This is a genomic window from Nocardioides imazamoxiresistens, from assembly GCF_032378595.1.
Lineage (GTDB): Bacteria > Actinomycetota > Actinomycetes > Propionibacteriales > Nocardioidaceae > Nocardioides > Nocardioides imazamoxiresistens.
This window is the reverse complement of record NZ_JAVYII010000008.1, coordinates 186,283-207,124: the sequence shown is the minus strand read 5'-3', so window position 1 is coordinate 207,124 and position 20,842 is coordinate 186,283. Positions and strand designations below refer to the sequence as shown.

20 protein-coding genes are annotated in these 20,842 nt (G+C 68.5%); 3 read left to right on the top strand and 17 right to left on the bottom strand.

From position 1 onward, the window contains the following. Window positions 1–34: 34 nt before the first annotated feature. From RDV89_RS17520 to RDV89_RS17510, 3 genes are all read right to left on the bottom strand, one after another. Window positions 35–385 (bottom strand): hypothetical protein, encoded by a 351-nt coding sequence (locus RDV89_RS17520; protein ID WP_315735102.1) that lies wholly within the window; start codon window positions 383–385, stop codon window positions 35–37. Next, the gene (locus tag RDV89_RS17515) at window positions 382–1,149 is read right to left on the bottom strand and encodes a hypothetical protein (protein WP_315735100.1); all 768 of its coding nucleotides are present in this window, start codon (window positions 1,147–1,149) and stop codon (window positions 382–384) included. Before RDV89_RS17515 ends, RDV89_RS17520 begins: the two co-directional genes overlap by 4 nt. 74 nt (window positions 1,150–1,223) lie before the next feature. Further along, window positions 1,224–2,024 (bottom strand): hypothetical protein, encoded by an 801-nt coding sequence (locus RDV89_RS17510; protein ID WP_315735098.1) that lies wholly within the window; start codon window positions 2,022–2,024, stop codon window positions 1,224–1,226. 1,065 nt (window positions 2,025–3,089) lie between these two features. On the opposite strand from RDV89_RS17510, the gene RDV89_RS17505 reads away from it, so the two are divergent. Beyond that, window positions 3,090–4,280, top strand: a complete 1,191-nt coding sequence (locus tag RDV89_RS17505) for an SIR2 family protein (RefSeq protein ID WP_315735096.1) — start codon at window positions 3,090–3,092, stop codon at window positions 4,278–4,280. 113 nt (window positions 4,281–4,393) lie between these two features. Here the strand turns inward: RDV89_RS17505 and RDV89_RS17500 are convergent, their stop codons facing one another. The 13 genes from RDV89_RS17500 to RDV89_RS17440 all read right to left on the bottom strand — a co-directional run bounded on the left by RDV89_RS17500 (window position 4,394) and on the right by RDV89_RS17440 (window position 15,939). Further along, window positions 4,394–4,624, bottom strand: a complete 231-nt coding sequence (locus tag RDV89_RS17500) for a hypothetical protein (protein ID WP_315735094.1) — start codon at window positions 4,622–4,624, stop codon at window positions 4,394–4,396. Between the two features lie 153 nt (window positions 4,625–4,777). Continuing rightward, window positions 4,778–7,993, bottom strand: a complete 3,216-nt coding sequence (locus RDV89_RS17495) for a LysM peptidoglycan-binding domain-containing protein (RefSeq protein ID WP_315735092.1) — start codon at window positions 7,991–7,993, stop codon at window positions 4,778–4,780. 5 nt (window positions 7,994–7,998) lie between these two features. Then, on the bottom strand, window positions 7,999–8,418 hold the full coding sequence (locus tag RDV89_RS17490) for a pilus assembly protein TadG-related protein (protein ID WP_315735091.1): 420 nt from the start codon (window positions 8,416–8,418) through the stop codon (window positions 7,999–8,001). 26 nt (window positions 8,419–8,444) lie between these two features. Then, complete coding sequence (locus RDV89_RS17485) at window positions 8,445–8,900, bottom strand: TadE/TadG family type IV pilus assembly protein (RefSeq protein WP_315735089.1); 456 nt, start codon at window positions 8,898–8,900, stop codon at window positions 8,445–8,447. Beyond that, complete coding sequence (locus RDV89_RS17480) at window positions 8,897–9,232, bottom strand: TadE family protein (RefSeq protein ID WP_315735087.1); 336 nt, start codon at window positions 9,230–9,232, stop codon at window positions 8,897–8,899. The genes RDV89_RS17485 and RDV89_RS17480 overlap by 4 nt, the downstream gene beginning before the upstream one ends. Window positions 9,233–9,315: 83 nt before the next feature. Next, complete coding sequence (locus RDV89_RS17475) at window positions 9,316–9,567, bottom strand: hypothetical protein (protein ID WP_315735085.1); 252 nt, start codon at window positions 9,565–9,567, stop codon at window positions 9,316–9,318. Window positions 9,568–9,601: 34 nt separating this feature from the next. Further along, window positions 9,602–10,522, bottom strand: a complete 921-nt coding sequence (locus RDV89_RS17470) for a type II secretion system F family protein (protein WP_315735084.1) — start codon at window positions 10,520–10,522, stop codon at window positions 9,602–9,604. Then, entirely contained in the window at window positions 10,519–11,406 is an 888-nt protein-coding gene (locus tag RDV89_RS17465; protein ID WP_315735082.1) for a type II secretion system F family protein, read from the bottom strand. The genes RDV89_RS17470 and RDV89_RS17465 overlap by 4 nt, the downstream gene beginning before the upstream one ends. After that, the gene (locus RDV89_RS17460; protein ID WP_315735080.1) at window positions 11,403–12,836 is read right to left on the bottom strand and encodes a TadA family conjugal transfer-associated ATPase; all 1,434 of its coding nucleotides are present in this window, start codon (window positions 12,834–12,836) and stop codon (window positions 11,403–11,405) included. Before RDV89_RS17460 ends, RDV89_RS17465 begins: the two co-directional genes overlap by 4 nt. Beyond that, entirely contained in the window at window positions 12,833–13,669 is an 837-nt protein-coding gene (locus tag RDV89_RS17455; protein WP_315735078.1) for a CpaE/TadZ family protein, read from the bottom strand. Before RDV89_RS17455 ends, RDV89_RS17460 begins: the two co-directional genes overlap by 4 nt. Before the next feature lie 4 nt (window positions 13,670–13,673). After that, a complete protein-coding gene (locus RDV89_RS17450; protein WP_315735077.1) occupies window positions 13,674–14,309 on the bottom strand; it encodes an SAF domain-containing protein in 636 nt (211 codons plus the stop codon). A 146-nt stretch (window positions 14,310–14,455) separates the two neighbouring features. Further along, window positions 14,456–15,292 carry a hypothetical protein gene (locus RDV89_RS17445; protein WP_315735075.1) on the bottom strand — a complete coding sequence of 279 codons (837 nt, stop codon included), beginning with the start codon at window positions 15,290–15,292 and terminating at the stop codon, window positions 14,456–14,458. 98 nt (window positions 15,293–15,390) lie between these two features. Next, the gene (locus RDV89_RS17440; protein WP_315735073.1) at window positions 15,391–15,939 is read right to left on the bottom strand and encodes a hypothetical protein; all 549 of its coding nucleotides are present in this window, start codon (window positions 15,937–15,939) and stop codon (window positions 15,391–15,393) included. Between the two features lie 382 nt (window positions 15,940–16,321). On the opposite strand from RDV89_RS17440, the gene RDV89_RS17435 reads away from it, so the two are divergent. Together RDV89_RS17435 and RDV89_RS17430 are read left to right on the top strand one after the other, a co-directional pair. Then, a complete protein-coding gene (locus RDV89_RS17435) occupies window positions 16,322–16,759 on the top strand; it encodes a hypothetical protein (RefSeq protein WP_315735072.1) in 438 nt (145 codons plus the stop codon). A gap of 78 nt (window positions 16,760–16,837) precedes the next feature. Then, on the top strand, window positions 16,838–18,364 hold the full coding sequence (locus tag RDV89_RS17430; RefSeq protein WP_315735070.1) for a hypothetical protein: 1,527 nt from the start codon (window positions 16,838–16,840) through the stop codon (window positions 18,362–18,364). Window positions 18,365–18,550: 186 nt separating this feature from the next. On the opposite strand, the gene RDV89_RS17425 is transcribed toward RDV89_RS17430, so the two are convergent. Next, on the bottom strand, window positions 18,551–20,548 hold the full coding sequence (locus RDV89_RS17425) for an ATP-binding protein (protein ID WP_315735068.1): 1,998 nt from the start codon (window positions 20,546–20,548) through the stop codon (window positions 18,551–18,553). Between the last annotated feature and the right edge of the window lie 294 nt (window positions 20,549–20,842).

The window sequence follows — 20,842 nt, the reverse complement described above, 5'->3', positions numbered from 1 at the left end:
GTTCGTTCGGCTGCAGCGTGGGAGGACGGCATGGTCAGCACCCCGATCCCGTGATCGCGACGACGATGCCGTAGATCGTCACGTAGAGGATCGCGCCGAGGATCGCGACCAGCAGCCCGGCCGATCCGACCTGCGCCATCCGCCCCGTGTTGCTAAGGCGCCCGACGATCATCGCCCCGACGCTCAGGACCGCGGCGACGACGATCAGCGCGCCGACGCCGTACTTCACCCAGCTGAAGATCAGGTCCACGTAGGTGTCGATGCCGGGTGGCGCTTCGGGGCAGACGTCGTTGATCACCGCAGCCTGCGGATCGGCGCCGCCGCCACGGGCGAACCGATCATGAATCGTGATGGCCGACATCGTCAGCGCGAGGGAAAGGTTCATCGGCGTGCTCCGAGCGGTCGAGGTCGGGACGGTCGGTCAGCGGCACAAGCACGCCCGATGTCGTCTGGGGTGACGCTCGTCGAGGTCTCGGCCGTCGCCAGATCGACGATCCAATGGCCCAGGCGTTCGACCGATGCGGGCGTACGCCGGCCCTCCATCGCGGCCTCGGCCCACGAACTGGTCAACGGCAGTCGGCGGACAAGCCGCCGCCCGTCGCACGGCTCCTCGGTCGGCCCCGCGGACAGGAGACCGCCGTGCACAGACCGCGGCCCGCCAGCCAGGAGCACCACCGTCGGCCATCGCTTCGACCCGCCCGGCACCAGCGATGCGAGCTCGACGAGTGCCGTCTCGAGCAACCGCAGACCCAACTGTGTGTACGAACCCACGACCACGTCGAGGTCTGGCGTCATCTGCGACAGCCAGGCGTTCGGACTCGCAGTGAGCTCGCGCACCGTCCAGCCCACGTCGATGACAGTGAACACGCCGGTCGAGTCACTTGGACGCCGACCCTCTCGCCGCAGATCGGCAAGCGGCGGGACGTCGTCGGGCACGTCTGCATGAACGCCGAGACGTTCGATGTACGGCTCACAGCGTCGGCCTGAAACCCACCCATCTCCGACCGGCCCCTCGACAGGTGCGAGGTCGGCGGCGTTGCTCCAGAGCGGCGCAGACGTATTGATATAGCGGCCATTGCCGGCTCTTGCCGTGACGATGGCCACGGCTGTGGCCGCAAGAGACAAGTCGTGAAGGTCGAGCACGCGCACGATGCCGCCAGTGCGGCTCGCTCCAACCGCGGACCCCGGGCCGTTCGTCGTCGACACGAGGCGCCGTCCCGTCGTCACGCCGCCCATCCCGAGTTCAGCTCTTCAGAAACTTCCACAGCGGAGCGCAGCGCTGCGATCGCTCGCGCTTCTACTCGGAACACTGTGCGCGACGAGATACCTGCGCGGCTGGCAACGATCTCGTTGCGCTCCGCTCGGCGCATGCCCGCTCGCTCCAGGTCGAGCAGCTCCGTCAGTACCGCGAGCTCGAGCGGTCGCAGGATCTGCTGCGCCTTCGCCCAAGCGAGCAGGTCGACGACATCTGCGATCGGCTCGTCGAAGAACGTCTCGTCCCACTCGCCGAGCTCGGCGATGTCGAACTCCAACTGCTCCAGCGACTCAGCGTCCCTGTCAGCAACCAGGCTCGCCGTTTCCGCGACCAACTGAGCGTGCACCCGACGAAGCAGGAAGTCCGCCGCGCGCGGCCCCGGATTCGGTTCAGCGGTCTTGGCCCGCTCCCACGTTGTCGCGATGACGTCGTCGAGACCGCAGCGGTCGCGCAGCCGGTACGCCGTCGCCCCGACACCGTTCGCCAGTACGGCGACGACAGCCAGCGCCGCGTCGTCATCGTCATGACCACGACGACTGGCGATCCCGACCAAGGCGGCGACCGCGCCGTACCTAGCCGGACTCGCGCTGTCGTATTGGAGCAGGTTGTCGAGGTCGGCGAACGCAGCAAGCCGCGAGTCGAGGTTGGTCCAGCGCGACCAAGCGTCTGTGCGATCAAGATGCTCAGGCAGGCGAGCCAGCAGCGGATGGGTGCTGGGGTTGAACCAGTTGGATGTGGTGCGCAGAGACGGCGTTCGCTGACGAGGCACGGTGACTCCCGAGGGTCGCGTTCAAGGACGCGCACACCTCAGAGCACTTGCCTCACCACTCGTCTCACCACGGCTCCGGCGAGCACATCCGGCCCGTCCCACCGTCGTTCCGCAACCACGATCACCATCTCGGCAGCACTCGCGGCGTGGTACCTCGGTGCGGGCATACCGCTCCCTGCAGACGATGGGACTGGTGCTCACGGCAGTGCCGAGAGCGCGCAATCTTGGAGTTCATCGCGGCACGGATCGAGGCCAACGACTCCTGGGATGAGGTCGCTGCTGGCCTCAACCGCCGACCCGGCTGGCACAACCGCGCGGGGCGTCCTTGGACATCGGCGGCGGTCAGGCGGGCGGCAACCCACAGGCGAACAACGTCATCGTCGGTGCCCCCTGCGTGACGTAGTAAGGGCTGATCCGCCGTACCCGAGGTCGCGAACACGTCCCTTTACAGCCCCGCGGGGCATCTTTCGACCCCTTCGCTGCAATCTAGCGATGTGATCTTGCTCACCTTTGCCCTGTGGATAACTGGTTTAAGCCTGGGGAGGAGGCTGTGGAGAACTGGGGCCCTTCGCCGCGACGGTTATTCATTCTCGCTGGTCAGAGGCCTCGGTCGTGGCGCGCGCATAGACACGCACGAACGCTCGCAGAAGCGCACGGGAGCGCATCAACGCTCACTGCAGCGCATCGAATTTGGGCGTTTCTGGAAACGCTGGCGGCTGGCCCGGCGGCCGACGAGGGTCACCCTCGGGCTGTGGACGACGTGAATCACAACCGTGTAGGTCTCGTCCCAGGCCGGACGCTGACGCGCGTATCGCGTCGCTCTCTTGCCGTAGGATGTGGTCTCAACAAGGTCAAAGTGACTTTGTTGCTTCAACAGACATGACGAAGGCCCAGCGCCGGACTTACGTCTGGTCCGCAGGGCCCTCGTACGTGTTCGCCTTGACAACGAATAACGTACACAGGCTTAGCGTGGTTTGCCAAACCCGCTTCGCGTGTCGGGATCACTACGGGCTAGAGCACTGTCCGCTGCTGTGTTGCGTCAACGCACACACCAGGAGAAACCCAGTGAAGAACCCGAACGATCCCAAGAAAAGCATCGCGGTGCTCATCGGCAACGGCGCAAGCATCGCCTACTCGAAGAACCTTCTCATCCCGCGCATCACGAGCGAAATCGTGACGCGGCTCGACTGCGCCGGGAACGTCGACGATCCCGCTGCGCAGTTGATGCAGGAGATCGCACAGCGGCTCCGCGTCAACAACGCCGCCGAGAACTTCGAGGCGCTGGTCGGCCCCTTCGATGAGATCTCCGACGTCACGCGCATGATGGACCGGCTGGCCGGTCTCGCAGGAGACCGCGCGCTGTCCATCCAGGACGCGCTTCGGCAGTCCTCAGCCTTCGCGCTCGACCTCCGGCGCTACGCGGTGAGCCACATCCTGGAGGTCATCGCCCGCGAGTCCACCGCCCGGTACGACGACAGCAGAATGAACCCGCTGCTCAAGTTCGTCCGCGCCACGGTCGATGCGTCCGGCGGTGGCGAGGTCTCCTACGGGAATCTCAACTACGACGCCCTCCTGATGGCGGCGCTCTGCCAGGAGCACGACGGCCTGCTGTGCGACATGACAGACGGTCGTTTCACCGGTCAGAACATCGAGGTGGTCCCTGGGTACGCCATGGACGGCAGGAGGTTGCGCACCGTCGGCAACCTGCCGCCGAACCGTCGGCTCTCCCTCATCCACCTCCACGGATCGCTGACGTGGCTGCACGACACCGTGTCTGGCGAGTACCGGCGGTTCCCGATCGACAGCCTGCGAAGCAGCGGCTACTGGGAGGCGTGGCGCGAGGGCGAGACCACCTGGGAGCCGATCGTGGTCCTGACGAACCAGAACACGAAGACCTCCCTCGTCGAGGACTACCCGTTCCGGCTCACCTACGAGGTCTTCTACTCGCGGCTCGTCACCGCTGACCGCTGGATCATCGCCGGAACGTCACTCCAGGACGCCTGCGTCAACGAGATGCTGCAGAGGGCATGGCGCGACCGCGGCACGGTGCCGCAGGTGCTCGTGGTGACGCACGGCGACGGGCCCACGGAGAACGAGATCCTGAACGCGGTGGGCTGGGACCCCGTGTGGAACAGCGATCCCGCGCCCACCAAGTGGCTCGGCGTGCACCGCGACGGCCTCGAGTCGGCCCCCGACTCGTTCGAGTGGCTCTGGTGGTCCCTGAGCGAGCCGGTCGAACGGCCGAAGGCGGCCTGAGCGTCCCTCGGGGGCGCCGCTGACAGGAGCGGCTCCGGCCGGCGGGTAAGTGTTCCGTCGGCCAGAGCCGTTCCTGTGCTCAGGGGACGTCTACGGCATCCTCAAGAACCGTGTCAACGTGCTCGACGCGGCACTCTTCGGTCGTTGAAGGGGATGCCGTTCAGGAGGTTTCCGAGCTGCTTGCGGAGGTCGGACGGGACGCCGCCGATGCCGACGTAGACCATGCCCAACAGCACGTCACCCTCACGGACCTCACCCGTCCGCCATCTGCCAGCCCGGGTGACTTCGACGGCCTCGATCGCGGCGACGAGCGAGGGGACGTCCTCGCGGGCGATGTCGCGCACGCCCGCCCATGCCGGCGTCGGCGACGCTCGCAGCGCGCTCGAGATCGAAGCCGTCGACCAACGGGCGGTCGGCATCGGCGGCGGCGGACACCACCGAGCGCGACCTGCAGGACGGCAAGCCAGGGGAAGACGTTGTTCGACTCGGCCAGAGGATCACCCGTCGCTCGCACGCTGCCCGACTAGTTCGGTCCGGAAGGGCGGGTCCTCGCCCTCACCGGACGGACTGACGCAGTTCTGGTAAGTGGGTCGACCGCGCGAACTCTGGGCGATCGCTACAGCGTCCAGGTCCAGACGCGGGACGTCAGAGTGCTCGTCAGCGCGAAGCGACACTTCGCACGCCCATCTGGCGAGGGTGAGGTCGCCGCTGACGATGGACCGCGATGCGATGACGTGCGCGCAGTCCGTCACGGCCGCCGTGAGGTGATGCTGCAGGGGCTCACCCTCAAAGAGCCACCCGTACCCGCGTCGCCTCAGCGCGTCGAAGGGTCGCCCCTCCACCAGACGTAGCGCGGTTTCCAGCGAGTGGATGCCGGCCTCGCCCTGCGCCTGCGCGCGGAGGCGGAGGCGTCGAAAGAGGTCAGCCGAGAACAGCACACCCGGGTGCAGCTGATAGATCGGCACCCCTCGCTGGCGAGCGGCCGGCGTACGGGTCGCGTCCGGCAGCCAGTCCTCGCCCCCGGGGTGCGGCCCCAGGAACGTGCGAGCATCACGGGCTCGGTTGTGGACGGTGGCCTCCGACCACTCCAGGGCGACGGCAGCGCGCTCGGCGGTGACTCCGTTCTCGTGGCACGCGAGGTAGATCAGGAACTCGGTCGTACCGCCGATGTTCCGCACGGGCTCACCCTTTGCGTGTACGACGACGGGGCCGAACACCTGGATCTTCGGTCGTGGCGACTCGGGGTCGAACCACGCCTCGACGTCGTCGTCGAGGGTCGGGTCCAAGGCGAGGATGCGGGCGGCTTCCTCGTCGTCGACGGTCGCGCCGAGTCGCTCGACGTCGTCCGCCGTGGTAGCTGCTCGCTCGACGTACACCGTCGGGGCGGCGGGGAGCAGCGACCGCTCGTCGTACTCCACGTTGTCAGTCGAGGTGTCGGCCGACAGCGGCGCCGACCGCACGACAGCGTTGAGCGCACTGCCGTCGACACGCATCGCGCCTGCGAGCTCCGACGTCGCCACACGTGCCGGTACGGCGACATCGCGTGTCGTCGAGGTGGCCGTGAGCAGTCGGCCGAGGCCTACGGCCTGCTCGTCGCCGAGCGCGAAGACCTCGGCTAGTTCGACGTCCCACGGCGCGATTCGCCCACGGCCACCACTGATCAAGGACAGCCTGGTGCGGCCATCCGCCGCACGCGTCCGGCCATCGTTGCTGCCGTCGACCACGACCGCGCGGGTGCGACTGGCAGACCGCACGTCCCCGTCCTCAACGTCGCCGAGCACAACGACGACGGGGCCCGCACTGTCAGGTGAGGCGAGCCGCATGGCGAGCGGTTCCATCGCCATCGCGTCCAAGGACTCTGCTTCGTCGGCGCGCGCCTTGGCGAGTGCCGCGCGCACGGCGACGGGGTCGGACAGTTTCACTCGATCCGGATTGATGCGCGCAACCGACCGTCCAAGCTCATGCGGCACATGGACACGGGTGCCGACGGCCCACGCGTTCAGAGCGAGCTCAGCGACCAAGAAGCGAAGGACGTCGCAGGTCTGCTGGTCTCCGCGTGCCGCGGATAATGCGCCATCGCAGATGACGTCGATGCCACCAGTGGCCTCGGCGTCGAGAAGCCAGAGGTCGCCCTGAGCGTCACGCCCAACTGCGACGAGGGCCGGGTATGGCGCCGGACGCTCGTCCCACTCCACCTGCGGGTCCTGATCTCGCCCGAGCACCCATGCGGACCCGTCGGCAGCTACGCGCCAGCCGTTCGGCGGCGCGGTTGCCGCTCGATCGATGAGGTGCAGGGTGAGGTCTTGCTCGCCAAGCCGAGCAGCACCGACGTTCGGCGGCGCCGTGCCGGCGCGACGACACTCCTCACCCAGGCCACGGAGCGCGCGGTCGATCCAGGTAGCGACCTCCGCGGCCTCGGAACCGCCATCGATGACCGCGTGTTCGACAAGGCCGTCACCAGCCTCGACAGGCGCGATGGCTCGGCCCGGGCGACGGTGGCGGAACTGCCGGGCGCGGTTCGTGATCAGGGCGGCGAACGCGCCGGCCGCGAGGAGAGTGGCAGTGGCGAGGAGCGCGCGTAGGGCGGTGATCTCCGCGCTCGCTGCGACACCGTCGTCGTCGGCGTGGGCGAACTCGATGCTGTCGACGCCGTCACCGCTCGCCGTCGCGGCAGGCGGTGCTACTTCCGGGCGCTGCGGAGGTTGCGGTAGCTCGTCGACAGGAGTCGGCCGGGGGCTCGCCCCCGGTTGGGAGCCAAGGCCCTCAGCATCGGCTGGGGGCTCGTGACCCGCGGCGTCGCCGTCGAGGGTCGGGACATCCGGTGCCAATGGCGCGAAATCGGCAGGGAGTCGAACGACCCACCCCGGCTCGATGTGGCGGGGGTCTGTGAGGACCCCGCCACCGGGCTGCGGGTGATCACGAGTCGCGTCGAACAATTCTCCGTAGCGGGCGCCGTCGCCAGTCGCGTCCTCGGCGATCTGCCACAGGCTCTCGCCTGGTGCGACCACGTGCTGCGCCGCCGGATCGGTCGACGATCCGACCGTTGGGGTCGGCACGGGTACGTCGAGCTCCCACCCGACTCCCAGCACGCTGTCGGGCCCGAAGGTCGATCCGTCCGCCATGATGCGGCCGTCGTTGAGCTCAGCGATCTCGGTCCAGCGTTCACCCTCACCGAGCTCGCGTTCGGCGATGGACCACAGCGAGTCCATCCGTTCGACCGTCACGGAGCGGGTGGCTGTCTCGACCAGCGCCTCGTTGTCATGCTCCGACGCCTGCGGCGTCTCCGAGGCCGCAGGCGCGATACCTGTCGGACTCCCGCCGGTCGGAGCGGCAGCCGCGGCAGTCGCCGTACTGACCACGGATGTGGTGACGAGCATCGCGAGGACCGCGACTACGAGCTTGCGGGCCAGGTCCTGCTGGACGCCGAACGCGATCGGCACGCGTCGCGCCTGGCGTGAGCCGACGGTCGCGACGACCTCGACGAGGGTGCAGACGACGAACTGGATCCAGCCGATCCAGACGACGACGGCGAGCAGCCCGAGGATCGCGTCGGTGCCCAGCGGGCGGTCGAGACTGATGCCGCTGTCGGGCCACGGGTTCCCGATGCCAGCGATCAGGAGCCACGGAGGCAGTACGGCGATCGCGATGATCGCCAGGGCGGCGGCGACGCCGCGTGCGACCTGTCCGACTCGTCCGGTCGTCTGCGGTTCCACGGCGCTCAGCCCTCCGCGTCGATCGAGAGAGCGGATGCCTCGGCCTGGAAGTCCATCGAGTTCACACCGATGGCGGAGAGAAGCAGGGTGTCGCGCGTCCCGCTCACGGTCACGGTGACGACGCCGCCGGCGACCTGCACGGTGCCGGTGGCGCCGGCTTGCGCCAGGTACGTCTGCGCGGCTGCGGCCGCTGCGTCGGGACCGACGAGGGTGGCGCCGTTGCGCAACGCTGCTTCGTCGAGCGCATCCGCGCCGGCGCGCGCGGCCTGCTCGGCGTGGTTCATCGCCTCGCGTTTAGCGGCCAAGGTGTACCCGCCGTCGAGGACGAGCGCGGCGACGGCGAGGAGCGCGACGCCGAGGTAGGTGGTCCAGAGGAGTGCGATGCCCCGCTGGTCGGCGGCGTTCGTGGCACGCCGCGAACGCACGCGCGGGGAGCGAAAGAGAATGGCCATCAGGAGCCTCGATACGTCTCGATGGGCACGGTGCTGGTGGCGGAGAAGACGTGCGATCCGGGCAGACCCGTCGCGGTGAGGTCACCGAGCCGTGCGCTGCAGGAGACAGTCACGGTGATCGCTCCGCCGGGCTCGTAGTGGGCCAGGTCGACGTCGACGTCGAGACCCACGCAGAGGAGACCGCTCCGGTCGGCGCTGGCGACTGCGGCCGCCCTCGCGGCTGCCGCAGACTGCGCGCGGTCGCGCTCCAGCGAAGCAGCACGGGCTGCGTCGCTGGCGATCGACTCGACCTGCTGGCGGGTCTCCGCCATCCGGCCGAGGCCGACGACGAGCAGCAGGATGACCACGAGCACGGGGGTCATCAGGACCATTTCGAGCAGGGGCGCGTTGCCGCGCTGGTCGTCCACCGTCGGTGTTCTGTGGCGGCACGTGCGGCGGACCCGACGTGCGCTCATGGGCCCACCGGAGGGACGTAGCGCTCGACCGGTCCACTGGCCGTCTCCGCGACGCCGATGTCGACGAACGGAACCAGCGATACGACGTCCCCTGTCACGGTGACCTCGACCGAGGCGGGCGTCCGCGTGACCTGGACACTGCGGTCGCTGAGCATCTCCGGCCCGAGCTCGTCGAGGTAGCGGTGCGTGCGCTCGGTCGCGGCGGCGACCGTGCCGTCGTACTGCCGGGCAGCCGAGGCGCCCTCCTGCGCGGCGTTCTCTGCCACCGCTCGGGCGTGGAAGACCAGCCCGGTCTGCACGATCAGCATGGTGAGCAGGATCAGCAGCGGCATGACGAGGACCGAGGTAACGAGGGCCGATGCGCCGCACTGGCCGCGCCGGCGGTCCATTGCTGTTCTCGTCATGAGAGGGCCGGTCACTGCGTGGGGATGCCCGACGCTAGGTCGGTGACTTTGCCCGTGAGGATCTCGACGACGAGCAAGGTCGCGGCGGCGATGCCGCCGGCGAGCAGGAGCACGGTGGTCAGCTCGACGGCGCCGCGCTGGCCGCGGCGACTCCGCGTGCCCAGCACGAGCGCGGCGATCGACCACCTCAGCGTGACGACCAGCGTGGCGACCAGAGCGACGAGGTCGTCGAGCTGCCTCGGCGTACCGGTGGGGTTCCTCATGGTGAGTCCTTTCTGACCCGAGTTCAGACGTGCTTCAGAGCGCCATCACGACGGCGACGGCGGGATAGAGGATGAAGAGGAAGATGCCTGCGAACAGGACGAACAGGGCGAGGTTCATCGACCCGTCGGCCTGCTCCGCTGCAGACTCGGCCTCGGCGAGCTGGCGCTGTCGGGCGCTGGCAGCCCGCGCCACCAGGGAGGTACGGACCTTGCTGCCGTCGTCGGCGACGAGCGTGAGTGCCTTGCCGAGCTCGACGAGCTCCGGCACGCCCGTGCGATCGCCGAGCTCGCTCAACGCACGCCACGGCGGTACGCCGAGATAGCGCGCGCGGCTGATCGCGTCGCCGAGAAGCTCGAAGGCCCATCCCCCGCCGATCCCGACAGCGGCGGGAAGCGCTTCGGGGACGCCACGCCCGCCGGACAGGCTCATCGCGACGAGATCGAGGTAGCTGGAGAGAGCGAGACGCAGTGCTGCGCGACGCTCGCTGGCCCTGCTGCGGACCTGCTGGTCGGGGAGGACGAAGCCGATGAGCGCGAACATCGCCCCGGCGGTCACCGGGGTGGTGATGCTGACGGTGGAGCCTGCAGCGAGGGCGAGGCCCGACAGCAGGCTCGGCCCGATCGACCCCGCCATCGCGAGCAGCACCTTCTTCGTGAAGAACCGCTCGGCATTCATGTCCAGCAGGGCGAGATCCGCGCGGAGAGCGGCAAGTGGCATGCCGCATCCCTCCGTCACCGCGAGCAACCGCGCCCCATGCCGCTCGGCGATCGCGCCGAACCGAGCTCCCGAGGTGCCGACGGGTACCGCCGGGGCGGACGCGATTGCTCGGCCCCGCTCCCACCGTCGGATGGTCACCGCGAGCGCTGGGCGCGGAGCGACGACGGCGTGGACGAGCAGGGCGCAGGCACCGCCCAGTGCGGAACCGATCACGATTCCGAGCGTCACGGCGCTCATGCGGCGCCCTCGTGGTGCGAGGCGAGGAATCGCTCCGGCTGCCTCAGGATCGCTGCGGACCGGAGCCAGACGAGGCCGACGGCGATCAGGCAGAGAACGACGCCGAGGACGACCTGACCGGTGAGGGACCGATAGGGCTCGACGTACTGCCGTGCGCCGATCGTCATCGCGCCGGCGAGGACCCCAGCGATCACCATCATGTGGCGGGCGGTCCGCCGGATCTTCTTGCGCCCCTCCTCGATGCGTCGCCGCATCTCGAGCTCCTGTCGCGTCGACTGAGCCAGCGCCGAGAGAGCGGGCGCGAGCCCCTCGGCGCGCAGCTGCGCGCTGAGCTTCAGCGCAGCAACCACCATGTCCGCGCTGCGGTCGTCGAGCTCGGCCGCGAAGTCGTCCAGCGCGAGGGCGAGCGGGACGCGGGCGCGCAACTGACCCTGCAGCCGACGCAGCGACGGCACCAGAACCGCCGGAGCCACGTCGACGGAGTGGTCGAGTGCCTGCTCGAGGCCCACCGCACCGGCGATCGTGTCGCGGACCGACTCGACCCACACGGCGATCGCCTCGAGGCGCTCCACCTGAGCGGCTCCCTCGCGCGCGCCGCCGAACATCGTGGGCCACAACCACAGCGCGACTCCCCCGGCGACAGCAGCCACGGGCCAACCGGTGAGCACCAGCACGCCGACTCCGACGGCTCCCGCGAGCTCGAGCCGCCGACGGGCCGTCGACCCGAGGAGCAGCTCGCCCGTCCGTGAGCGCTGCCGCGGCGTCGTACGCCGGGGGTGCCAGCCCGCGACGGCAGCGATGAGCATCGCGATCGCAGCGCCGACGAGGAGACCGACGACGACACCCAGCGCGGGGGCGACGACGAGTAGAGGGGTGGAGCTCATCGGCTCCACCCGCCGTACGACGTGCCTTCAGCGGCGTGAGGCGGAACCCACCCCACGACAGACAGGCGGTCGAAGCGCTGGGGTACGACTCCAGTCCAGCTTGCAACGGCGGCCGGATCGCCGACCCCGTCGCTGGGCACGTCGAACAGGCGGGACGAGAGCACGGCGCCGTTGTCGAAGCCGTTGACCTCGACGATCTCCCGGACGCGGCGGCGCTTCGACCGCGGATCCTGCTCGAGATACACCACCAGGTCGATGCCACTGGCGATGAGCTGGTGGGTCGCCTCGCGCGGCAGCCGCTCGGCGGCCTGGACGGCGTACGTCGCGATCCGTGCGAAGACGTCGGTGGCCGACCGGGCGTGGATGGTCGACAGGGCGCCGTCGTTGCCCTGCGTCATCGCGTTGAGCATCGTGACGACCTCCGGCCCCAGCACCTCGCCCAGCACGATCCGGTCGGGCTTCATGTGCAGCGTCGTGCGAAGGCACTCGGCGAGCGTGACGGCACCGCTGCCTTCGGAGTTCGGCAGTCGCTCCTCGAGCGCGACGCAGTCCGGGTGCCGGTCAGGGAACCTGTCGAGCCCCAGCTCGAAGGCCGCCTCGACGGTGACCACCCGTTCCCAGGTGGCGAACTCGGCCGTCGCGGAGCGGAGCAGCGACGTCTTCCCGGAGCCGGTGGCCCCGGCGAACACGATGTTGAGCCGGGCGGCGACCGCGCGGGCGAGGAAGTCGGCGACCTCGGCGCTGATCGACCCCACCGAGACGTGCTCCGCCAGCGTCCACGCCTCCGCCGAATGCCGGCGGATGGACACGGAGGGGCGAGCAGTCACACCGAGAACTCCGGAGAGACGCGCGCCACCAGGCAGGCGCAAGAGGATCCGGGGGTTAGCGGGGTCCCACGCCCGCGAACTGATCCCGGCGTAGGCGCCGAGCGTGGAGACCATCTGCACGAGCTCGTCGTCGGACTCCGCGACGGGCGCGACCCGCTCCTTCTCGCCGTCGGTGCGGATCACGAAGACGTTGTCGGCTCCGTTGATGAACACGTCCTGCACCGTCACGTCATCCAGGAGCGACTGCAGTCGACCAGCGCCGTACATCCGTGCCTGGACGGCCCCGAACAGCTCGGCCTCCTCGTCGACCTGCTCGTCGACACGCAGAGGTTCGAGGCCAGCGTTGATCCGATCAGCAGCGAGGTCGCGGATGGCCCGCGCAAGAAGGAACCGAACGTACTGACGCTCGGCCGGCCCCTCCAACCGGTCGTCTCCTCGCCGTCTCCGGTCCGTCTGCTCGGCCTGGAGCTGATCGGCGACCTGCTGGTGCACACGCTGGACGATCGTCAGGTCGATCGAGGGCCGCACAGCCAGCCGGTCGCTGCCGATCGCCGCAAGGTTCGCCCCGGCGTTCGACGCACCGTTCGGTGCACGGCTGCTCAACGTGACACCCCTGGCTGGGTCGTGTTGATGCGGTGGTCCCGCGCGGCAGGCGGGAGCCGATCAGCGAGCTGCACGGCAACGTCCGACACGCTCCGCAGCAGTGTGGAGCGTGCGAGCCTCGGTGTGAGCGCCGAGTCGACCAGCGCGGCTACCGCGCGGGCGTCGTCGGCGAGCGTCATCACCGGATGAAGCGGCGCCCCCGACCCTACGAGAAGCTCGGTCACCTCCACCGCATCTCGCAGAGCGCTCTGGCGAGGGCCGACCAGCACCGGACAGATCGCGGGGCCGGTGGGTCGGCCGGCGAGCCCGGAGGCCATTGACGCCATGTTGTTGCGAGCGTGCAGAACGCTGCCCATCGAAGCCGTGAGCACGAGGACGACGAGGTCCGCGGATCGTGCGAGAACGAACGCAGGGTGGGCGGGGTCGAGGCGCCCGAGGTCGAGGAGGACGTCGTCCGCCGATCGCGCGAACGCGTCGGCGAGGGGCTGCCACAGCGCAGCGAGCCCGCGTGCTTGCACCTGCGTTCCCATACCGAGCACCACGGCTGCTCCGCATGCCAGGCGCTGCGAGTGGACGGCGACGACGCCCCGAGCGCGCTCAGCTTGCTGGACGTGCTTGCGGACACCTGCAGCGAGCGTCACGAGGTTCGGAGTGTCGGCGGGAGGACGGCCCTGCGGCGTGATGGCCCGGTAGGCCAGGTCTCCGCCGGACGGATCCGCCTCGACGACCACGGCACAGCGCCCGGTCGCTCTCGGCCAGACGGCGCCGAGGGCGAGCGCCGTGGTGGTCACGCCGGGGCTTCCCTTGAAGGACGCGATCGCGATGACAGCCATCCGGTCACCCCTCGCCCTGATCGTCTGCGACGGGGCTCGTCTGGACGAGGGCGACCTGGTTGGCCGTCGAGTACGCCGCCAGACGCGCTGCGTCGCTCTCGTCGACGAGCAGTGTCAGCACGACCTGACCGCCGGCCGAGACTCCTCCGTCTGGGGCGTCGCTGCCGTCGAGGCTGGTGGAGCCACCGATGCTGGCGACCTGCGCACTCTCGGCGAGCACGGTCGGCGCATCGAGATCCTCCGGGGTAGCTGCCGCGTCGACCGGAGCGACTGCGATGACGGTGACGAGGTCTCCCGGGCGTAGGCCGGCCGCTGGTGCCCGCGCCGTGTCGAGTGCGAGACCGACGACCGCCTGCCCGGCGCCCGGGAGTGGGTCGCTCGTCAGCATCGCCGCGGTCAGGACCTGTCCGTCGACGAGGTCCACGGCGGCGATCTGTCCCACGAGGTCGTCCACCTCGTCGAAGCTGATGGCTCCGGCGACCCCACTCACCGAGGCCTCGGCGAGGTCACCCGCCTCGATCCGCTCGCCCTCGGCGAGGTTCCCGCTCACCGTGACGACCGCGACGCGATCACCGGCGGTACTCACGAGGTAGCCACCCAGGAGTCCGAATCCGACGACCAGGATGATGCTGAGACCCACCAGGGCACGCGATCGGTTACCTCCGCCCAGGCTCGCGCCTTGGCTTGTCGGTCGACCGGCGCCCCCGGCGGCGATACCGCCAGCGGCAGGAGGCAGCGTGGACCTTGTGCTGTACGACGTGCTCACGTGTCCCCCTGGGTCTGGTCTCAGCCGATGACGACCGACTGGCGTTCGCTGACTCTGATCGCGCTCACTCCCGGTACGCCGTCGACCTCGTCGAGGCTTCCGGCATCGGCGAGGCAGGCTCCGGCGCAGGTCCAGTCGGCCCGATAGACGAGCGTCGCGGTGACAGGGAAGCCCACCTCGCTGCTCACACGGTCGTAGGTGAACGAGCAGTCCGTATCGGCCGATGAGTTATAGGTGCTGGACCACGCGCGTCCGGGCGAGGTGCACGTCGTCGTGCCTGCGCCCAGATCCCACGTGACGCGCTGCGGCACGGCGGTCACCGTCACGGTCGTCGTACCTGCGGTCACCGACTCCGTGAGGGGGGCCCACTGGGTGGCAGGGACCCAGAGCCACGTCTCCAGGCCGACATAGGTCATGTCGGGCGGTGCGGGCGCGAGGTTCACCTCTGCGGTCGCGAGCTGCATGGTGTCGAGCGCACGCTGCGCGAGGACAGCGGGATCAGGAAGTGGGGCCGCGGTCGCAGGGACGAAGAAGTTGATGACGGTGGTGACCGGGAGGGGATTCGTCGGCCCCCACAGGCACGTCCACACCGCACCCGAGGCAGGATCATTCTCACCCCACAGCGTGCTCGCCGGCGACGGCTGCGGCGACATCGGACCGGCGTAGCAGCTGTGCTGGGGCATCCAGTACGCGCCGTCGCGCTGACATGGGATCTCCTGGTCGCGGAACGCACAGGTGGCGGTGCTCCCGCCGCCAGCGTCGATCGGACCTGCGTCACCACCCCCGCCAGGGTCGATCGCCGGCACGCAGATGACGCCACCGCCGAGCGGGTCCGCGATGGGCACCTCGGAGTCCACGCACCCGTTCGCCTGCGCCGTCGGCGCCGTGAGCACGACGAGCGTTCCCGCTGATGCAGTCAACAGCCCGACCGCGGTCGCCCACCCCCGGGCAAACATCAGCAGGGATCTTCGGTGGTGGGGAGAGATGTCAGGCGCCAGTTTCCGTCGCCGTCCTGACTCAAGGAGACGATGCGCGCCAAGGGCTCCGTTGCTGCGCCCGGCGCGGGCGTTCCTCGCTGCGTGACGGTGCGAGTGGTCGGGTCGACGCACTGGACGATCTCGACGTCGACACCGTCTGCACCGACCGACTGGGCTCGCGACTCGAGGACGGTGACGTCGCCATCGACCACGACCTCCGACGCCTCGTAGGTCTGCAGGAGGTTCATCGGCAGCATGGGAGCGAACCACCACCGCGAGAAGAACGCCTCCGCCTCGGGCGAGGCGACACCCGCCTCCCAGTAAGCGAGGCTCTGGTCCTCGTACGTCTCGAACGCAGCCAGAGCGGCGTCGTACGCCTGAAGATCCTCGGTCGAGAACTCTTCCCGCCATTCGTCAGTCGGCGCCTCAACTGCGGAGGAGGTGGCCGTCGAAGGCTCGGACGGGGTGGCGTCGGGGGCGTCATCTCCCGTGCACGCGGCAAGAGTGGCGGACATCGTGCTGGCCACAACGGCGACCCGTGCGGTCGTTGATCCCATGCGCGTACAGGCACGTGGAAGTCGACCCGCGGTGACACCCACCGCGCACCACAATCGATTCTGCGCCACGGTTCCTCCCGAGAATGGTGGCATTCACGCCTCACGAGCCGCAGGTTCTGGACCGTCTGACCTGCTGGCAGCGCGAAACGAGTGTCGGGATCATGCAACGAACTCGCGCGACGGCGCAATGACACTGCCTTGGCGTTCGAAGAGGTTTACATTGATCGATGCGCGTCATTCGACGATCAGGTCTTCCACAGACCGGGGAGATCGCTGGCGACATTCCACAGAATCGACATCAGTCCGCGCACCGAACAGGCGCCGGTCGCAGGCTGGAGGGCACTCGATTCCCATGAAGGAGATGCCCGTGATCAATCCCCGCGTCGTCCCCGCAATCGCCCCCGCCGTCCACCCTGCGCCGGACCGCTCGTCCGACGAGCTGTGGCTCGTGCTGCACGCCCACCTCCATGTCCTGGAGACGGTTGCGACGACCGAGGCCGAGAAGATCGCGATCTCGCACCTGGTCCTCGCCCGCATCGAGCTGACCGACAACGGCATGCGGCAGCCCGTGACGGGCGAGAGGGTGACTATCGGATACCGCGACGCGGTCGCCGAGGCCGAGCAGTCGGCTCTCGACTTCGCCGACCGGGTCCGATTCGTCGTCGTCGGTCTGCGTCGCCTCGAGCGGATCGCTGCCACGCTCACGGATGCGTTGAGCGCGGGGCGGAGTTGCGTCCACGCGCAGGATGCCCTCGACCTGCTCACCGGCAGCGAGCAACCGCGCTGGTGAGCCTTCGGACGATCGCAATCGATCACAGCCTCCGCCTCGGGCGTCACCGAGGTTCTGGCCGCGGGCGCTTGTCCGTCCATGACCAACCGCGCCGACGGACCGGACGGCTCGCAGCTGTCGACAATCACACCCCGTGTGCCAGCCGGGCGGATGCCGTCGTACCGGCCGCCCCGAACGTACGGCGAACTGCAGGAGTCCGCCGCCACGATGTTGCGCCTGCTCATCGCCAGCGACGATCTGCCAGTGATCGCCGACGATGTCGACCAGATGTTGCAATGTCGTGACGCGGTCATCGACGCGCTCCGGCAACAGCTGCGGACGGTAGGTCTCAACAACCACTACCCGGCGCACAACCACCCCGGCCGTCTCAGCGTCGTCGCACTGACAGAGGCCAACGAGCGACTCCCCACACTCCTCGACCAGATGGCATTCGAACTTCCGACACTGCCGCCGGGCAGCTACGACGGATCCGTCGATGCGCTCGGCACCCCGAGTGCGCACCCCACGGTCGAGATGTGGCGAGAGTCAGCCACCTCGCTGCTTGCAGCCGCCCACGCTCTCGACAGCGCCCAACAGCGCACCTGGCTCCGCGACGACGCCGCAGGATGGTGGCTCGTCCGCGACAGCGCCACCACGCTCGAAGCCGTCCTGGTGCTGGACGAGCGACTCGCCGAGGTCGGGCTCCTCAACGCGCACGAGGCGCCGCATCTCTCGAACGGCACCGCCGCGCACCACGCCATCGGTCTCACCGAAAGACGCATGCTCGCCTCACAGTGCGCCCGAGTCGCGTCCTGGTACGGCACCAGCGACCTACCCGACCGCGCCGTACCCGGCGTCCCTCTCAGCGAGCACTTCGGCCCGGTCAAGATCGTGCGGACCACCGCCGACATCGCGCCGGCCCAAGCCAACCTCGCCCGCTACCTGCGCCCCCGGGAAACACGCGAAGCCTTCTCGAACAGCCACGAGCCGATCGATGCCACCACCGCCAAGCGCGTCGTCGCCAGCCAGCTCATGCTCCACCGCTGCTTCCGCCATCTCGCGCTGGTCACCGACCACCCGAGCGATCCCGGAGGTACCCAGCGGTACGTCGACCACTTCACCGAGCGGATCGAGCTGCTCGCCCACCTCCAGGAGCAGATCCACGATCTCGTCGACCTCCGCCCCGAGGAACGGAAGTCGAACGTCCGCATCACCTGGCAGCAGGGCGAGCTCACTTCGTCCCTCGGTCGCATGCGACGAGCCGGCGTGCTCACCTCACCGACGGCCGTGACCCCGGACGACCTTCGCGAGATCACCCGCACCAGCCACGCCGTCACTCGGAACCTGTCGGTCTCGCTGCGCCGGGATCTGCTTCAACTCGAGACTGGGCTGCTCGAACGCACCGCTACGGGCGTGACACCCAGCCGGATCCGACGCAGGCACCCCATCGAGCGGAGCCTGACCGAGCTCGTCAACGCGCCCGCGCTCGTCCCGACACCGCCGCCTACGACCGTCGCGCTGCAGCGGGCCGCGCTGCGGACGGCACTCGACACCACACCGTCAGCCGGGCGTACACCGAGTCCCTGGCCCGCCGCGCGCAAGGATGTCGGTGGGCCGCCCCTCTGAATAGGTGGCGGGTCGTTACCCCCAGAATGGGAAACGTCCACTCCACCGAGTCGAATACGCCGATTCCGTCACTCAGCCCCGGACAGTCCTGACGCCTGGCAGGTCTACGGCAGTCAAGTGGGGCGATGTCGGATCGTGGACAATCATGAAACTGACCCGCTGAAAGCTGATCCTCGGAGCGGTCCGCTAACTGGACGGCAAGCCCAGCTTGTCGAAGAAGGCCCTGTTCCGCTCTGTAGCCGAGTTGATCAGCCCGTCGAAGCTCATGACCTCGATATATGCCTTCGCGGTGTCGTTGAAGCCGAAGTACCCAAGGCCATCGTGGGTCGGCCGCAGGTTCGAAATCTCGCATCGCTCGATCATCTTGTCCGTCAGGTCGGCGATGATGTAGCAGAACGCTGGCGAATCCTGAGTCGGCGGGATCGGTCTCCCCGATGCGGTTAGGACGCCTCCCGCCCGGATCCTCTTCACGTAGTCGAGGCACTGCTGGATCGGATTCTTGTCTTCTGTAGCGTCCTTGCGCATCGGGCGCTTGATCTCGACCACAACGATGGAGGCGAGCGGCAGTCGCTGCCCCTCCGCTGCGAGCACCGGCGAGTCGATGAGCCGCGTCGCGAGGATGTCTGGCTCCTTCGTGGATTCGGACCCCGTCACCGGCATGCTCTTCAGCGTCTTGTCGGACGCGAGGTAGTCGTGAAATGCGAGCCTCTCATCAATAATCCACAGATTCGATCCGTCGGACGAGAGCTCGTTGGAATCAGTCCGCATCGGAACGATCAGCGAGTGGATCGCGTCTTCTCGGCTGTACTTCCCGTCCTTGTCGGCCCGGATCAGCCGCCCGAGCAGGTCCAGGACAGTTCGGCGCCGCGAGACGTAGGCAGCGAGGTCCGACTGGTTGATCTCACTGACAGTGGAGAGGTAGGCGGCGAGTCGCTCCGCGTAGTCCTCCGCTGGCTCCGCACCGGCCTCCGCGAAGATCTCCTGCCCCTCCACTAACGCTTCGGACTCAATCTTCTGCAGGTGCCGGTGGAGCTGGAGCTCAAGGTCCTGGTCTTTGACCGATGGATCGAGCGTGATGCCGCGCTCCTCGAACTTGGCGAGCACGGGCCGGTACCGCGGCGCACGCTTGGTCACGAAGTCATGTATCCGCTGCTTTCCCTGTTCTCGGGCCGACTCGAGCGGGCCTCTCAGAATCGCACCGACCTCATCGAGAACTGCCTCGCGGATATCGTCCAGCGACAGGTCGTCAACGAGCGGCTGCCCCGGGATGCGGTCGCTGATGTCGAATGCGGTGCGGTCTGAACGGACACGCTCGTCGAGAAAGTCCGAGGTCAGGTAGCACGCGTAGACGAATTGGCCAGAGGCGGCGTCCGTCAACCTGCCGTGGAGTCCCGACACCTTCCCGCTCAGGTTCTCCTCGATGACGACCCGACTCGCCGCACACCAGAAAAGTCGGGGTACAGAATTTCGCGCGGTGGCCTTTAGGCGGAGGTTCAACATGTCAAACGCTTGGCCCTTGACGTGGATCCTTGACGACGACATCGCCGAGGCGACGAACTCATCCATCACGTCGGCCAGCGACACACTCTCCTCGCCGTCCGAAATGGTCACGAAGGGCGCACCGCCAGGCCTGAGAAAATACCAGATGCAGTGCTCGAAAACATCACGCGCGATGGCATCGACGCCTTTCGGCGCGTGCTGCTGAAAGGACTTCTTGAAGCCGTCGAGGCTCACAAGCGTACCGGGGCGCGCAAAGCCGTCGGCTTCACCGTCGTGCTCGACCTCGCGCTCGACCGAGAACTTGAACTGCCGTCCCCGGAGTTCCCCCTCCTCGTCCTCGTACGCGCTGTGGACCGACACCCTGTCGAACGCCTTTAGCCACAGCAGACGCCCGACCCCGCGGCAGCCAAGGTCCGACTTGAAGTCGCTGTCCAGCGTCTCGAACGAGGACATGTTCTGCGGCGTGAATCCCACACCGTCGTCCGTCACGGTGAAGCCGACGATTGGCCTCATGGGCGAGCGCCCGGGACCGGCCGGTCCGAGGTCCAGCTGCTCCTGCCCGTCGCGGTGAACCCTCACGTCGATCCGCCCGCGCCTATCGATGCCGTCGGGCAGCGCGTCTATCGCCTGGATGCCGTTGACGATCGCCTCGAGTAGAGGCAAGAGGGCATGGCTCTTCGGCAAGCTGGTGTTCCGGACCCGGCCTGCTAAGGACGTGGTTAGCGCCACTGCTCCCCCTTTCCTGCTGCGTCCGTGGCAACCTATCGGGAAGCGCTGACATGCGCTGGCCCCTCGCGGGAGATTCAACACCAGCATCGGGGTATTCGAGGCTGGTGCAGCTCCAGGCACGAGGCAAGACGACGAGCCGGGCCGTTCCAGCAAGCGCGGGTACCCGCATCAACGCGGGGGGCTCGACGAGATCACGAGCGACCTCGAGTCCCCTGGGCGCGCCACGGGGTGGCCGGATGCTGGCTCCAG